Below are 14,082 nucleotides of genomic sequence, written 5' to 3'. Positions count from 1 at the left end.
TTAGATCCCGATTTCTTTGCGGCGACGCAGGCACACCGCGAACAGAAGCAGCGTCCCGTTGACGACCGAGAGCAGGAAGGGATTGATCTGAACGATATTCATCCCGTTGCCGACGATGCCGAGCAGCAGCGCGCCGAAGATCGTGCCGAGCGGGCCGCCGACGCCGCCGCTCAGCTGCGTGCCGCCCAGTGCGACGGCCGCGACGGAGTCGAGTCCGTAAGACGCGCCGACCCAAGGATCGCCCGACGAAATGCGTCCCGCGAGGAAGATGCCGGCGACCGCCGCGAACAGCGCGCAGAGCACATAAGCGGCAATCGTCGTGCGCGCGACGCCCACGCCGGCCAGCGCTGCGTTGTCCGCGCCGCCGCCCACGGAATAGAGATGCAGCCCGAAGCGCGAGCGATGCAGCAGCGACCACGCGATCCACGCGGCCAGCGCGACCCAGAGAACGGCGACCGGCACGCCCATCACCGAGTTGCCGACCGCGGCGGAGATCGGCGCCCAGATGCTGCCGCCGGGCGAAGGCTGAACCAGCAGCACGATGCCTTGCAGGATCGTACCGGTCGACAGCGTCATGATGATCGGGTGCACGCGAAAGCGCGTCACGCCGATGCCGTTCACGACGCCGACCAGCGCCGCGCTCGCAACCGTGAGCGCGATCGCGAGCGCGGGCGAGCCGGTCGTGGCGAGGATGCAGGTCGAGAGGCTCATGACCACGCCCACCGAGAGATCGAGGCCGCCGGTCAGAATCGGCAGCGTCTGTCCGAGCGCGACCACCAGCAGCGGCGTCGCCTGAACGATCAGGTTGGCGAGATTCTGCGGCGTGCGGAAACTGCTGAACGACGCGGCCAGCGCGACCACGGCGACCAGCAAAAGCAGTCCCGATACGTATTGGCCGCCGTTACGGTCCGCGCGCCGCGATGCGAGGCGATTGATCATGCTGCGACTCCTGCGGGTTGGACGGTGCGGGCGACGGCGGCCTGAAGGATGTCTTCCTCCGTCGCGTCCTTCGCGTCGATTTCCTTCACGATGCGATGGTCGGACACCACCAGGACGCGATCGGCGAGGCCGATCACTTCGGGCAATTCGCGCGATGTGAAGAGTACCGACCCGCCGCGCGCGCAGAACGTGCGCAAGGCGTTGTAGATCTCCACCTTCGCCCCGACGTCGACGCCGCGCGTCGGCTCCTCGATGAGCAGCACCTCCGCGTCGATCGCGAGCCAGCGCCCCAGCATGACCTTTTGCTGATTGCCGCCCGACAGGTTCACGACGGCCAGCGCGTGACTGGCGGCGCGAATCCGCAAGTCGTCGGACAGGCGCTTGACGAGCGCCGAGAGCGGCCGCGCGAAGGCCCACGGCAGGCGGCGCTGATGCACGCCGAGCGTGAGGTTGTCGCGAATCGGCTGATCGAGATACAGGCCTTCGCCTTTGCGGTCTTCGGGCATGAACGCGAAGCCGTTCGCGAGCGCGCGGCGGGCGCTCGCACGCGGACGCAAGCGCGTCGACGCGCCCGAGCGGCGATGCAGTTCGAGCGTGCCCGTGCAGCCTTTCACGACGCCGGCCAGCGCGCGAACGAGGTCGCGTTGACCTTGCCCTTCAAGACCGCCGAGCGCGACGATTTCGCCGCGCCGCACGGTGAAGTCCACGCCCAAGCGGCCCGGCGCCGTGCTCAGGCCGCTCACGCGCAGCGCGACGTCGTCGCGCGTTGCGGCGCGCGGCGGGTAGAGATGTTCGACGTCGCGGCCCACCATCAGCGAAAGCAGGCGGTCGGGGTTCAGGTCGGCGGTGGCGTACGAACCCACGAGCTTGCCATCCTTGAGCACGGTCGCCGTGTCGCAGAGGTCGAAGATCTCGCGCATGCGGTGCGAAATGTAGAAGATGCACTTGCCCTGGTCGCGCAGCTTCAGCAGTAGCGACTCGATGCGCTCGACGTCCTTCGTATTGAGCGCGGCAGTCGGTTCGTCGAAGATGAAAACATCGGCGTTGACCGCAAGGCCCTTGGCGATCTCGACCGACTGCTGCTCCGCCACGGTCAGCGAGCCGACGAGGCGGCGCGGGTTGATCTGCAAACCGATGTAGCCGAGCGCGGCCCGCGCCTCTTCTTCCATGCGCCGCCGATCCACGCTATACAGCCCGCGCTTCGGTTCGCGGCCCAGAAACATCGTTTCCGCGACCGTGAGATTGGCGACCAGCGAGAACTCCTGAAACACGGTCGAGATGCCCGCATTCAGCGCGTCGAGCGGCGAGGAAAACTTCACCGGCTTGCCGCGCAGAAAAACCTGTCCTTCGGTGGGCGCGACCACGCCGGCGATGATTTTCATCAGCGTCGACTTGCCCGCGCCGTTTTCGCCCGTGACGGCGTGGATCGAACCGGCGCGGCCGGTGATGCCGACATTCACGAGCGACGGCACACCGTCGTACAGCTTGGTGATGTGCGTCGCTGCGACTAAGGTATCCATGCGAATGACTCCCGCTTGACTACTTCGAGCCGTAGTACTTTTTGAGGTCGGCTGCGGAGAGCGCGCTTGGCGCCCAGTAGTTGTCGTTCAGGTCGGGCCGGTAGAACTGCGCGAAATTAGCCTTGGTGATCGGCGCCGGGCGCAATACGTAGTGCTTGTGCAGCGATTCGCCGCTGAGCAACGCAACGGCGGCGCGAATGCCCGCCGCGCCCTGTTCGGACGGGAAGACGGCAGCCGTGGCGTTCGCGCCGCTGTCCTTCCATGCGCGCATGAAGCCGTTATTGCCTTCGCCGGTGATGGGCGGAACGGGCTTGCCGAATTCCTTGAACACTTCGATGCACGCACGGCTCATGTCGCCGCCGGAGGACCAGATGCCATCGGGGTTAGGATTACTGAGCATCAAGGACTCGCAAACCTGCTTGCCCTTGTTGTAAGACCAGTCTCCATATTGCTCGGAAGCGATCTTGATGTTCGATCCCGCGAGCGCCTTGCGCAGACCTTCGTAGCGCATGGTGTCGGCAGCGATGCCCGCCTGGCCGCGCAGCACCCAGATATTGCCCTTGCCGTGCAGCGTGTCGACGAGGAATTTGCCGCCGACCTCGCCGAAGTACAGCGCCTCGCCCTGAATTTCGGTGGTGTAGGCGTCGGTTTCGATTTCCGTCGAATGCACGATCACGGGAATGCCCGCGGCGACGGCCTTCTTGATCACGGGCGTCAGCGCCGTATAGGACACCGGCGCGACGATGATCGCATCGACCTTCTGCGCAATCATGTCCTCGATGTCGGCGATCTGCTTGGCGGGCTTGGAATTGGCGTCGGCGAAAATGATCTTGCCGATTTCCTTGTGTTTCGCGGCTTCCGCGTCGGTCTCGTGGACCATCTGCGTCATCCAGGTGTTGCCGAAACCCCAGATGCTGAAACCGATGCGCCACGGCGGCGCTTTCTTGAACTGGTTCGGCGCGCTCAGCGGATTGTTGCCTTCGCGTACGATGGCCCCCGGCATCAAAACGGGCTCGGCTGCATGAGCGGCGACGCCCGCGAGGGCAAGCGCGGCCGCGACGATAGCGCGGCTGAACGAAGTTTTTCGTTGTTTCATGGATGTCTCTCTCCAGGTTGTCCTGCGTCTTATGTGTTCTGTGCGCTGCTTGGCAGCGTTCTTCGTGTAGTGTAATATGTCACATGTTAGATGTTGATGTCAACGACATCTGCGACGGCTCGTCGCAACCGAATCGAAAGGAGCAGTGCAAATGAATCGCGTGTTTACGCCCATCACGCATACCCATCTGACCGATCAGGTGTACGACGCGGTGCGGGCCCGCATCCTGAGCCGCGCCATCAAGATCGATGAGCAGATCAACGTGGAAGAGGTCGCCGCCGAGCTGCAGGTCAGCCGCACGCCGGTGGTCGACGCCATCAAGCGGCTCGCGACCGATGGCCTCGTCGAAGTGCGGGCGCGGCGCGGCACGTTCGTCAAGGGCATCACCGAGCAGGATGCGAACGAGATCTTTCAGGTGCGCGAGGCGCTCGAGCTGTTCGCGGCTTACCAGGTGATTCACAGCCCGGAAAGCGCGGCGGTGACGGCGCGCATGCAGTCGCTGATCGAGGAGATGAGCGGCTTCATGTCGAACGACGAGTTCCGCGACTACACGGCGTTTTCCGTCGCCGATGCGGGATTCCACAACGCATTGATCGACGCGTGCGCGAATCAGCGCCTGAAGACCAGCTACGAAAATCTCAACATCTATATGCACATCATGCGCAGCCATTTCTATCGGCCTCTCGTGCCGCCTCGTCGCGTGCATACGGAGCACCTCGCGATTCTCGAAGCGGTCGTGGCGAAAGACGACGCGGCGGCGGCGCGCGCCATTCGTCAGCATCTGGCTTCGACGCGCGAAAAGATGATCAACAACATTCGCAACAGCGGCGGCGTGTTGTAGGCGGCAGCACGCCTGTTCCGCGCACCGGCCAGAAGAAGCCGGGCAGCGGGACTGCCGGTTCGCCGGAAACGAATAAAACATGGAGACAAACGTGAACAAGGACGCGGGCAGTACGTGCACGCTGGCGGTGGGCACTTATACCTTGCCCATGCCGCATGTGGAGGGCAAGGGCGCAGGCATTTATCTGCTGGATTTCGACGCATCGACTGGCCGCTTGAGCGAACGCGCGGTCGAGCGCGCGGCGAATCCGTCGTATCTCACGCTATCGAAGGATGGCCGCCGCCTGTATGCGGTTCGCGAAGTGAACGCCGAGGACGGCCCAGGCGTGAGCACGTATGAAGTCGATGCGGCCGGTCGCTCGCTCACACTGCTCGGCGATCTGTCGACGCCGGGCGCGTGGCCGTGTCACGTCGCCGTGGACGAAGAACTGGCCTTGCTGCTCGCATCGAATTATCTGAGCGGCGAAGTGCTCGCCTACAGGCTCGATGCGAATGGCGTGCCGGCGGGCGAGCCGGTCGTGCTCGAACGTGAAGGCAGCGGCCCGAACGCCGCGCGTCAGGAGGCGCCGCATGCTCATTGCGCGGTGTTCAGTCCGGACCGTCGCCATCTGTATCTGGCCGATCTCGGCGTCGATGGCGTCGTGCGCCATGCGCTCGACGCAAGCAAGGTCATCAAGACGCCGGACCGGTTTCTCGATGCCGCGCCCGGCGCCGGTCCGCGTCATCTCGTGTTCACGGCGTCCGGCAAGCATCTGCTCGCCAACTACGAACTCGCGTCGACCGTGCGGATGTACCGGCTCGCGGACCACGCCGCAGAACTCGTCTGCGAAGTGTCCAGCCTGCCCGAAGACTTCGGCGGCGAAAGCGGTGCGGGCGGCATGCGGCTGCATCCCTCGGGCAAATTCGTCTACGTGGGCAATCGCGGACATGACTCGATCTTTTGCGCGCGCATCGACGAGGCCGCGGGCACGCTCACGCCGGTCGGCAGCTGGAGTCTGGGCGGGCGCACGCCCCGCGATCTGGCGATCTCACCCGACGGAAAGTATCTACTGGCTGCCGCGCAGGATGACGGTTTCATCCGCGTGTATGCGATCGATGCGCAGACGGGTGCCTTGAACGACACCGGCTACACCTATCCGATTCCCACCGCAGTGTGCCTCGAATTTATCCAGGGAGAATGACACCGTGAATCACACTATGCCCCGCAAGATCATGGTCACGGGTGCCGGCGGCAACCTCGGACAGAAAGTGGTCGAAGCGCTCACGCGCGCCGACTGGTGCGAGCAGGTCATCGGCATCGACCGCAGCGGCGACTATTCGAAGTTCTCGGAGCACGCGCGCAAGCGTCTGCGGCTGGTGCGCGGCGACCTCACGCAACGCGCCGGCGAATGGACCGAGGCGATGAACGAGGTGGACGCGGTCATCCACTTTGCCGCCTTGAATCCCGTTCCGGATTCGTCGTGGCTCGAGTCCATGGCGTCCTACGACATGACGCAAAATCTGTTGATGGAATGCGTGCGCGCCGGCGTTGGCCGCTTCGTGTTCGCGTCGTCGAATCATACGATGGGCGCGTACAAGGACGAGCCGCTGGCGCAACAGATGGGGCCGGGGCGCTTGACGACCCGGATCGCCACGGCGCCCGGCACGCGCTGGCACGACGGCAAGCGCGAATTGCATTCGCTCGCGTACGGCACCGCAAAAGTCATGGGCGAAAAACTTTGCGCCTCCATTGCTGAGTTGTCCGAAGGACGTTTGAGTACGGTGTCGATACGGGTCGGCTGGGCGCTGACCGGCGACAACAACGCGCGCGACATCACGCATTCCGGCTCGCCCGCTTCGACCTCGGATACGACCGAGCTGGACGAAGCGGCGCGTCGCACGCTGCGGTGGTTCCGCAACATGTGGCTGTCCAATCGCGATCTCGACCAGTTGTTCATTCGCTCGGTGCTCGCGCCCAGCGACGAATGGCCGGCACCGGCCATCATCGTGAATGGCGTGTCGAATAACGCGGGCATGGATTGGGATTTGAGCGATGCCATCCGCTATCTCGGCTATCAGCCGGAAGACGACGCGTATCTGCACGTCGAGCGGACATGACGGAATCGCGTGCCCATGACCATCTCCAATATTGAGGATCTGCGTCGGCAGGCACGGCGCAAGTTGCCACGCATGTTCTTCGACTATATCGACGGCGGTGCGTTTTCAGAACGCACGCTGGCGAGCAACACCGAAGACTTCGATGAGTGGACGCTCGAGCAGCGTGTGCTCGTCGATCTTTCGAAACGCGATCTGTCGAGCGACATCCTCGGCGCGCGCTACTCGATGCCCGCGATGCTCGCCCCTGTGGGATTCGCCGGATCGTTCTGGCCGAACGGCGAAGTGCAGGCGGCGAGGGCGGCGACACAAGCCGATATCCCGATGTGTTTGTCGACCTTTTCGATCAACTCGATCGAGGAGGTCGGCGCGGTGATGCCGCGCGGTCTCGCGATGCAGTTGTATGTCTTCAAGGATCGCGAGCTGGCAACCGAAATTGTCCAGCGCGCCTGGCAGGTTGGCGTGACCACGCTGTTCCTGACCGCCGACACCAACGTGTCTTCCGTGCGGGAACGCGATACGCGCAACGGATTTCGCACCGCTTCGTCGCTGAAACTCGGCACCGTGCTCGATCTGCTGTCGCGGCCCGCTTGGTGTCTGCGCATGGGGCTGAACGGCAGGCTGACGCTCGGCAACGTGAAGGGCAAGGCCGGGGTGCCGCGCAGCCTGATGGCGCAGGCCGCTTACCTGTCCGGCAACGTGGACCCTGGCATGAACTGGGCCGATCTCGCGTGGCTGCGCGAGCAATGGCCAGGCAAGCTGGTGGTGAAGGGCGTGCTGTCCGTCGAGGATGCGAGCCGCGCGCTCGATGGCGGCGCGGATGGCGTCTGCGTGTCCAATCACGGTGGACGTCAACTCGATGGCGCGCGCTCGTCGATTTCCGTGCTGCCGGACATTGCACGGTTTGTCGCCGGGCGCGCGGAGGTGTTGCTCGACAGCGGCATTCGGCGCGGCAGTCATATCGTCAAGGCAATCGGCCTGGGCGCGGACGCCGTGCTGCTCGGACGCGCCTATGCCTACGGACTCGGCGCGGCCGGGCGCAAGGGCGTGAGCCAGGCGATCGAATTGCTGCGCACGGAAACCGAATTGACGCTTGCCCTGATGGGCATGCGGTCGATCGACGAGCTGCGCGCCAATCGCGATGCCGTGCGTCATCGCAGCCATCACGCTGGACAGGCGGGCGCCGTTGCCGGGGCGCTGATCGACACACTCCCGCGCAAATTCACCCCCTCGAAGTCTGAACGCGATACCTGCCATGCCGACAAAGGCGCGACGCTGTAAAGCGGCGTCGGCTTATCGAATGTCGGCGCTTGATTGTCCCCGAAAAAGCCACAACGGAGCACTACCATGCCGGAAATCATCGAGAAGTATTCCCCCATGATGCCGTACCAGTTGCCATTTCCCAAGGAGGCCCAGAAAGAGGTCGTCGTGCCCTTCGCCATCCCCGACGACGAGCGCGTATGGGTGCCGCAGGCGGAGAACGTCTCGTTTCGTCCGCTCTGCCTGAACGCCTCGCAGGGTTACTGGATGAACCTGCTGCGCGTGCGCAAGTCGGGCGTGCTGAGCCGCCATCGCCATCCGCAGGGCGTGCACGGCATGGTGTTGAAGGGGCGCTGGAAGTATCTGGAGCACGAGTGGACCGCCACCGAAGGCAGCTACGTCTACGAGCCGCCGGGCGAGACCCATACGCTCTACGTGCCGGACGACGTTGAAGAAATGATTACCTATTTTCAGGTGAATGGCGTGATGTTCTATTGCGATCCTTACGGCAATTACACCGGCTACGAAGACGTCTTTACGAAGATCGATATGTGCAGAAAGCACTATGCTTCGGTCGGTCTGGGTGAGGACTACGTCGATCAATTCATTCGCTGATCGGCTTATTTCGAACGTCGCTACACGATTTTATTCAAAACGCGTAGTAGTGCAAATAATGTCGATTTAAAACCAGACCCCCTTGATTCCGGAACTCATATGACGTTCAAAGAAGGACTGCTCGAAGGAAAAGTCGCGCTGGTGACAGGTGGACGAACCGGTATCGGCGCCGCGATCGCCAACGGCCTTGCGCAACTCGGTGCAAAGGTTTTCGCGGCGGGATTGCCGCCGCCCGCCGATACGGCCGACACGCTCGCCAGGACGGTCGAACAGGTCACGCTGGATGTGTGTTCGACCGACGAGGTGAATGCGGTGCTCGGCCGCTTCGAGCGTCTGGATATCGTGGTGAATTGTGCCGGCGTGATCCGGCGCGGCGACGAACACCAGGTCGAGGTATTCGAAAAGGTTCTCGACATCAACCTGAACGGCACCATGCGGGTGTGCGCGGCCGCGCGCGCGTTGCTCAAGCAATCGTCGGGCTGCATTGTCAATACGGCGTCGATGCTGAGCTTTTTCGGCGGCGGTCTCGTGCCCGCCTATAGCGCGAGCAAGGGCGCGGTCGCGCAATTGACCAAGTCGCTGGCGATTGCTTATGCGGCGGACGGCATTCGCGTCAATGCCGTCGCGCCCGGCTGGATCGCCACGCCGCTGACCCAGGCGCTGCAAAACGACGATAGCCGCTCGCAGGCCATTCTCGGCAGAACGCCGCTTGCTCGCTGGGGTTCGCCCGACGAAGTGGCTCAGGTCGCACTGTTTCTCTGTACGCCCGCCGCGTCGTTCATGACGGCGGCGATCGTGGCCGTCGACGGCGGCTATCTCGCGGCATAGCGTCGATGCACGGTGAGGCGCACCGCAGCAAGCGCGCGCACCGTGCATTGTCAATGCGCCCCATGCACTTCGGCGCTTGCAATCCGCGCGGCGATACGAAGTGTCCGGGCCAGGATTTATGTAGCAGGAAACAGGCATGGACATTCAATCCACCGAAACGCCCGCGGTGATCGGGCTCGATTGGGGCACGTCGTCGCTACGCGCCTATCTGTTCGACGTGTCGGGTCGCGTGCTCGATTCCCGGCACTCTGCCTGCGGCATCATGCATTTGCCGAAGCCGCGCGAGTCGGGCGGCTTCGACGACGTATTCGAATCGATATGCGGCGACTGGCTGAATGCGAGCGCCGTGCCGGTGATCGCGGCCGGCATGGTCGGCAGCGCGCAAGGCTGGGCGGAGGCGCCTTATATTGCGGCGCCCGCGAACAGCGCGCCGCTAATCGGCGCGTTAAAGACGGTTGTGCCGTCACGCGGCACGCTGGTCCATATCGTGCCGGGCATCATCGAACGCGGCGCGTTCCCTAACGTGATGCGCGGAGAGGAAACGCAAATCTTCGGCGCGCTGACCGCACATCCGGCGCTGGGCGCTGGCGGCAAGACGCTGATCGGCTTGCCTGGCACGCACGCGAAATGGGCGTTCGTGGTCGACGGCTATCTCGAACGCTTCCTCACCTTCATGACCGGCGAAGTATTCGCCGTGTTGCGCGACTACACCATCCTCGGCCGCACGATGCATCCGAGCGGAGGCCGCGACGACGACGCCTTCCTGCGTGGTATCGACATGGCCGTGCATGCGGGCGCAACCGGCATGCTGTCGACCATCTTCAGTACCCGCACGCTCGGACTCACCGGCGAACTGCGACCCGAACAGCAATCCGATTATTTATCGGGTTTGCTGATCGGACATGAACTCGCGGGGCTGTCGAGTCATCTGGCAAGCCAGGGATCGACACTGGACGACTGGAAACTCGGTTTGATCGGCGCAGAAAACCTGTGCGAACGCTATCGGACGGCGCTCCATCGAATCGGCGCGCCCGATGCGGGCATTCTGCACGGCACCACCGAATGCGGGCTTTTCCATATCGCCCGCGAGGCGGGACTGCTGCCGACGATTGCGCGCTCAATCCCCGAATGAAACAACGTGATAATGAATTTCGAATCCGATGAAGTGCGCTGAGCGGAAATCCGCTCACAACTGAAGACGGCGTTGAAAGCCTGCCCGTTGATTGCCATTTTGCGTGGCATGACGGTGCAAGAGGCTGCCGATCACGCGAACGTGTTGTGCGAAGCGGTGTTTCGCGTGAGGGAGGCGCCGCTCGGCGTGGGGCGGCATCGGTATTGATGCCGCTTCACGCAACACGTCGAGGGAATCGATCAGCGACGCTTGTCGGTCACTTGACTGAGCATGACCGCGGCGACAATCAGACCGCCGCGCACGACATACTGCCAGTACTCCGAAACATTCAGCAGTGTCATACCGTTGCCGATCACGCCAAGAAACAGTACGCCGACAAAAGTGCCCCAGATGCGGCCCTTGCCGCCGAACAGACTGGTTCCGCCGATGATGGTCGCCGCGATCACGTCGAGTTCCATGCCTGTGGCCGTCGTGCCGGTGCCGGAGCCGATCTGCGAGGCAATCAGAATGCCGCTTACTGCGGCGAGACCGCCGGTCAGCACCAGCGTGGCGGTCTTGATCCACGAGACCTTGATGCCCGAGAGGCGCGCGGCCTCGGGATTGCCGCCGACTGCATAGACGGCCCGGCCGAACGTGGTGTAGTTCATCACGAAGTGCATGATCAGCACCACGGCCACGAAGACGAAGGCCGGAAACGGCAGGCCAAACAAGGCGCCGTTGCCGACAAAATCGAACCAGCCCGGAAACGTCGCCAGAGGATAGCCGCCGGTAATCAGGTTCGCGGCGCCGCGCAGCGCGGTGAACAAGCCGAGCGTTGTGATGAAAGTCGGCACGTTGAATACCGCTTTCATCGCGCCACTGAACGCGCCGCACGCCATGCCGCAGACAATTGCGGCACATGCGCCCAGGATCACGGCCGCGATGCTCCCGACGAACGGCGTGCAGGCGCCTACCACCCACGCCAGAATGCAGCCTGCCAGCGCCATGCCGGAGCCGACCGAGAGATCGATTTCGGCGCAGATGATCACTGCGGTCATGCCACAGGCGACGATGCCGAGCATGGAGATCGTCCGCATCACATTGAGCAGATTGGACAGCGTGGAAAAACCCGGCGCGTAGATCGTGAGCATCACGGCCACGAGAATCAGCACGACCTCGAGCATGTAGCGATACAGCAGACCGTTTGCAGGCTGCCGTGTGCGTGCGGGTGACGTTGTGGCGGTCAAGGTGCTGTCTTTGGCGTTCATTGCACGCCCTCCATCATGATTTGGTAGAGATCGTCGAGTGCGATCGTTTGCGGGTCCACCTCGGCCACGAAGCGCCCGTGGTGCATGACCAGAATGCGATCGCACACCTCGAGCAATTCCTCGGGTTCGCTCGACACGACGATCGCGCTCATGCCGTGCAAGGCCTTTTCGCGAATGATGTTGAAGATCTGCTCCTTCGCCTGGATGTCGATGCCACGGCTGGGCTCGTCGAAGAACATCACGCGCGGGTTCGTGTTGAACCAGTTGCCCAGCACTACCTTCTGCTGATTGCCGCCCGACATCGACGACACCGGCAATTGCGCGTCCTGCGCCTTGATGGCCATTTCAGCGATTTGCCGGCGCACCGGTTCCGCTTCCATCCGGCTGTTGACGAAGCCGAAGCGCGACAGGCGCGCGAGCCCGGCCATGCACAGATTCGCGTGGATCGACTGCGCCTGCACGAGCGCATGTTCCTTGCGGTTCTCCGGCGTGTAGCCAAGGCCGCGCTTTTTCATCGCGGAGGGCGAAGGCGAGTCGACGGTTTCGCCGTGCAGTTCGATCGTGCCGCCGTCGAGCGGGTCGGCGCCGAAGATCGAACGCAGCAATTCGGTGCGCCCGGCGCCGAGCATGCCCGCGATGCCCAGTACTTCGCCGCGCCGCAAATCGAAGTGGATGTTTTCGAATGCGCCCTTGCGATGCAGGTTCCGGACCGAGAGCGCGGGCTCGTTCGCACTGAGCTGGCGCGGCTGCACGCGCGCCGGCAAGTGATGCTCGCCGAACATCGCGCGCACGACGTCCTTCGGGCTCGTCTGCGCGATCGGCAGCGAACTGATGTGATCGCCGTCGCGCAGCACCGTGCAGGTATCGGCGATATCGAAGATCTCGTTCATGCGGTGCGTGATGTACAGCATCGTCACGCCGTGCGAGCGCAGGCGTCGCACCAGCATGAAGAGTCGCTCGACTTCGCGATGACTGAGCGCCGAGGTCGGCTCGTCGAGCAGCAGCACGGCGGGCGAAGTCGCGTAAGCCTTGACGATCTCGATCATCTGCTGCTGACCGACCGGCAGTGTCGACACCAGCGCGTCCGGCGAAATCTCCAGCCCGGTGCTTTCGAGCATGCGGGCAGCGTCCTCGCGCAATTGCTTCCAGTCGATGCCGCGCACCAGTCCTTTGCGCGCGAGCGGCAAGCGTCCGAGGAAAATGTTCTCCGCAACCGAAAGCGTGGGCACCAGCGACAACTCCTGGTGCACCATGCGGATGCCTGCGTCGAATGCATCGGACGGGTGATGGAAATCGCATTCCTCGTCGTTGATGATGAGCTTGCCGGCATCCGCGCGAATCGAGCCCGCGAGAATCTTCAACAGCGTGGACTTGCCCGAGCCGTTCTTGCCCATCAACGCGTGAATCTGCCCGGGCTCGAACGTATGCGTGAAAGGTTTGAGCGCGATGCTGGCGCCAAAGCTTCGCGACAGACCGCGCGCTTCGATACGCGCGGTCGTGGCAAGACGGGCGCTTTCGCTGGCCATCTCAATTGACATTTTTGAGGCTCGCGGCGTAAGTGGCGAGCGTCTTGGGGTCGTCGCGGCTCAGCGGCACGGCGGGCACTTCGATGACCTTGTCCACCGGCTGACCCTTGACGGCCCTGAGCGCCGCCTTCACCGCTTCGCGGCCGATGAGCTTGGGCTGCGCGGCGGTGGTGGCCACCAGCACGTCGTCGTTGTCCTGGAGGAAATTCGTCAACTGCTCGGAACCGTCGGTGCCGAAGACGAAGACCTTGCCCTGCTTGTTCATGCGCCGCACGGCCTGGACCGCGCCCACGGTGCCGCCTTCGTTGGCCGCGTAGATCACGTTGATGTTGGGGTTGGCCGTGAGCATGTCGCTGACCACGCTCACGGCTTTTTCCGCGAGCCATGCATCCTGTTCCGCGACCACGTTGAGCTTGCCGCCCTTGCGCGCTTCGGTAAGGAAGCCCTGCGTGCGCGCGTTGCTCAACTCGGGCAACTGCGCCTTGAAGCCGATCAGGCCGACCGTGGCCGAGCCGCCGAGTTTCTCCTTGATGAAGCGTGCGGCGGCCTTGCCGGTTCCGCCGCCCATGATGGCGCCGGACGACCCCACGCGCGCGGCCGGAAAGTCGGCCTTGATGTCGGTGGTCCACGTGACGATCTGGACGCCCTTGTCGTGCGCGCGCTTGAGCGCGGGAATCGACGCCTGATCGCTGAGCGGCGCAATGACGATGGCCTTCACGCCACGCGCCACGTAGGTGTCGATCAGGCTGGCTTCTTTTTCGGCCTTGTTGTCGGAGTTGCCGTCGAGCAGGGTGACGTTTTCCGCCTTGGCTTCTTCGCTCATGCCGCGTGCGACGCTGCGCATGAACATGTCCTGCTGAAAGACGATGCCGGCAATGGAGGTGTTGTCCGCGGCTTGGGTCGCGCCGGCCTGGAGGGCAAAGAGGGCCGCGGTCGCGAGCAGGGTGAGGTTGCGTAATTTCATCGTCGACGTCCTTGATTGTTG

General features: G+C 63.5%; 13 protein-coding genes. 7 read left to right on the top strand and 6 right to left on the bottom strand.

All coding sequences use genetic code 11. The features are described 5' to 3' along the window. From BMY06_RS21115 to BMY06_RS21105, 3 genes are read right to left on the bottom strand one after another with little or no spacing between them, the layout of a single operon-like run. On the bottom strand, positions 1-939 hold the full coding sequence (locus BMY06_RS21115) for an ABC transporter permease (protein ID WP_074984992.1): 939 nt from the start codon (positions 937-939) through the stop codon (positions 1-3). Next, complete coding sequence (locus BMY06_RS21110; protein ID WP_074984990.1) at positions 936-2,459, bottom strand: sugar ABC transporter ATP-binding protein; 1,524 nt, start codon at positions 2,457-2,459, stop codon at positions 936-938. The genes BMY06_RS21115 and BMY06_RS21110 overlap by 4 nt, the downstream gene beginning before the upstream one ends. 19 nt (positions 2,460-2,478) lie before the next feature. Then, positions 2,479-3,555: an ABC transporter substrate-binding protein gene (locus BMY06_RS21105; RefSeq protein WP_065059094.1), complete on the bottom strand. Its 1,077-nt coding sequence runs from the start codon at positions 3,553-3,555 to the stop codon at positions 2,479-2,481. 151 nt (positions 3,556-3,706) lie between these two features. On the opposite strand from BMY06_RS21105, the gene BMY06_RS21100 reads away from it, so the two are divergent. From BMY06_RS21100 to BMY06_RS21070, 7 genes are all read left to right on the top strand, one after another. Beyond that, positions 3,707-4,396 (top strand): GntR family transcriptional regulator, encoded by a 690-nt coding sequence (locus BMY06_RS21100; RefSeq protein WP_065059095.1) that lies wholly within the window; start codon positions 3,707-3,709, stop codon positions 4,394-4,396. 79 nt (positions 4,397-4,475) lie between these two features. Then, positions 4,476-5,576, top strand: a complete 1,101-nt coding sequence (locus BMY06_RS21095; RefSeq protein ID WP_074984988.1) for a lactonase family protein — start codon at positions 4,476-4,478, stop codon at positions 5,574-5,576. A gap of 4 nt (positions 5,577-5,580) precedes the next feature. Next, entirely contained in the window at positions 5,581-6,492 is a 912-nt protein-coding gene (locus BMY06_RS21090) for an NAD-dependent epimerase/dehydratase family protein (RefSeq protein WP_244144320.1), read from the top strand. 15 nt (positions 6,493-6,507) lie between these two features. After that, positions 6,508-7,770: an alpha-hydroxy acid oxidase gene (locus tag BMY06_RS21085; protein ID WP_074984984.1), complete on the top strand. Its 1,263-nt coding sequence runs from the start codon at positions 6,508-6,510 to the stop codon at positions 7,768-7,770. A 66-nt stretch (positions 7,771-7,836) separates the two neighbouring features. Then, the gene (locus BMY06_RS21080; protein ID WP_065059099.1) at positions 7,837-8,364 is read left to right on the top strand and encodes a 2,4'-dihydroxyacetophenone dioxygenase family protein; all 528 of its coding nucleotides are present in this window, start codon (positions 7,837-7,839) and stop codon (positions 8,362-8,364) included. Between the two features lie 99 nt (positions 8,365-8,463). Then, positions 8,464-9,192, top strand: coding sequence for an SDR family NAD(P)-dependent oxidoreductase (locus BMY06_RS21075; protein ID WP_065059100.1), 729 nt, complete (start codon positions 8,464-8,466; stop codon positions 9,190-9,192). 136 nt (positions 9,193-9,328) lie between these two features. Then, positions 9,329-10,324, top strand: coding sequence for a 2-dehydro-3-deoxygalactonokinase (locus BMY06_RS21070; RefSeq protein ID WP_074984982.1), 996 nt, complete (start codon positions 9,329-9,331; stop codon positions 10,322-10,324). Positions 10,325-10,563: 239 nt separating this feature from the next. On the opposite strand, the gene BMY06_RS21065 is transcribed toward BMY06_RS21070, so the two are convergent. From BMY06_RS21065 to BMY06_RS21055, 3 genes are all read right to left on the bottom strand, one after another. After that, complete coding sequence (locus tag BMY06_RS21065; protein WP_161495566.1) at positions 10,564-11,454, bottom strand: ABC transporter permease; 891 nt, start codon at positions 11,452-11,454, stop codon at positions 10,564-10,566. Between the two features lie 113 nt (positions 11,455-11,567). Next, positions 11,568-13,109, bottom strand: a complete 1,542-nt coding sequence (locus tag BMY06_RS21060) for a sugar ABC transporter ATP-binding protein (protein WP_080180470.1) — start codon at positions 13,107-13,109, stop codon at positions 11,568-11,570. Further along, positions 13,099-14,061 (bottom strand): substrate-binding domain-containing protein, encoded by a 963-nt coding sequence (locus BMY06_RS21055; protein ID WP_074984977.1) that lies wholly within the window; start codon positions 14,059-14,061, stop codon positions 13,099-13,101. Before BMY06_RS21055 ends, BMY06_RS21060 begins: the two co-directional genes overlap by 11 nt. Between the last annotated feature and the right edge of the window lie 21 nt (positions 14,062-14,082).

This window comes from Paraburkholderia tropica, assembly GCF_900109265.1.
GTDB classification, from domain to species: domain Bacteria; phylum Pseudomonadota; class Gammaproteobacteria; order Burkholderiales; family Burkholderiaceae; genus Paraburkholderia; species Paraburkholderia tropica.
The sequence above is the reverse complement of the archived record's forward strand: the minus strand, read 5'-3'. Positions and strand labels throughout refer to the sequence as shown.

Coding starts and splice junctions, on each gene's coding strand:
- BMY06_RS21065 (WP_161495566.1), bottom strand. CDS start 11,454: ATGCTCACGATCTACGCGCCGGGTTTTTCCACGCTGTCCAATCTGCTC.
- BMY06_RS21095 (WP_074984988.1), top strand. CDS start 4,476: ATGGAGACAAACGTGAACAAGGACGCGGGCAGTACGTGCACGCTGGCG.
- BMY06_RS21105 (WP_065059094.1), bottom strand. CDS start 3,555: ATGAAACAACGAAAAACTTCGTTCAGCCGCGCTATCGTCGCGGCCGCG.
- BMY06_RS21060 (WP_080180470.1), bottom strand. CDS start 13,109: ATGTCAATTGAGATGGCCAGCGAAAGCGCCCGTCTTGCCACGACCGCG.
- BMY06_RS21070 (WP_074984982.1), top strand. CDS start 9,329: ATGGACATTCAATCCACCGAAACGCCCGCGGTGATCGGGCTCGATTGG.
- BMY06_RS21080 (WP_065059099.1), top strand. CDS start 7,837: ATGCCGGAAATCATCGAGAAGTATTCCCCCATGATGCCGTACCAGTTG.
- BMY06_RS21055 (WP_074984977.1), bottom strand. CDS start 14,061: ATGAAATTACGCAACCTCACCCTGCTCGCGACCGCGGCCCTCTTTGCC.
- BMY06_RS21075 (WP_065059100.1), top strand. CDS start 8,464: ATGACGTTCAAAGAAGGACTGCTCGAAGGAAAAGTCGCGCTGGTGACA.
- BMY06_RS21085 (WP_074984984.1), top strand. CDS start 6,508: ATGACCATCTCCAATATTGAGGATCTGCGTCGGCAGGCACGGCGCAAG.
- BMY06_RS21115 (WP_074984992.1), bottom strand. CDS start 939: ATGATCAATCGCCTCGCATCGCGGCGCGCGGACCGTAACGGCGGCCAA.
- BMY06_RS21110 (WP_074984990.1), bottom strand. CDS start 2,459: ATGGATACCTTAGTCGCAGCGACGCACATCACCAAGCTGTACGACGGT.
- BMY06_RS21100 (WP_065059095.1), top strand. CDS start 3,707: ATGAATCGCGTGTTTACGCCCATCACGCATACCCATCTGACCGATCAG.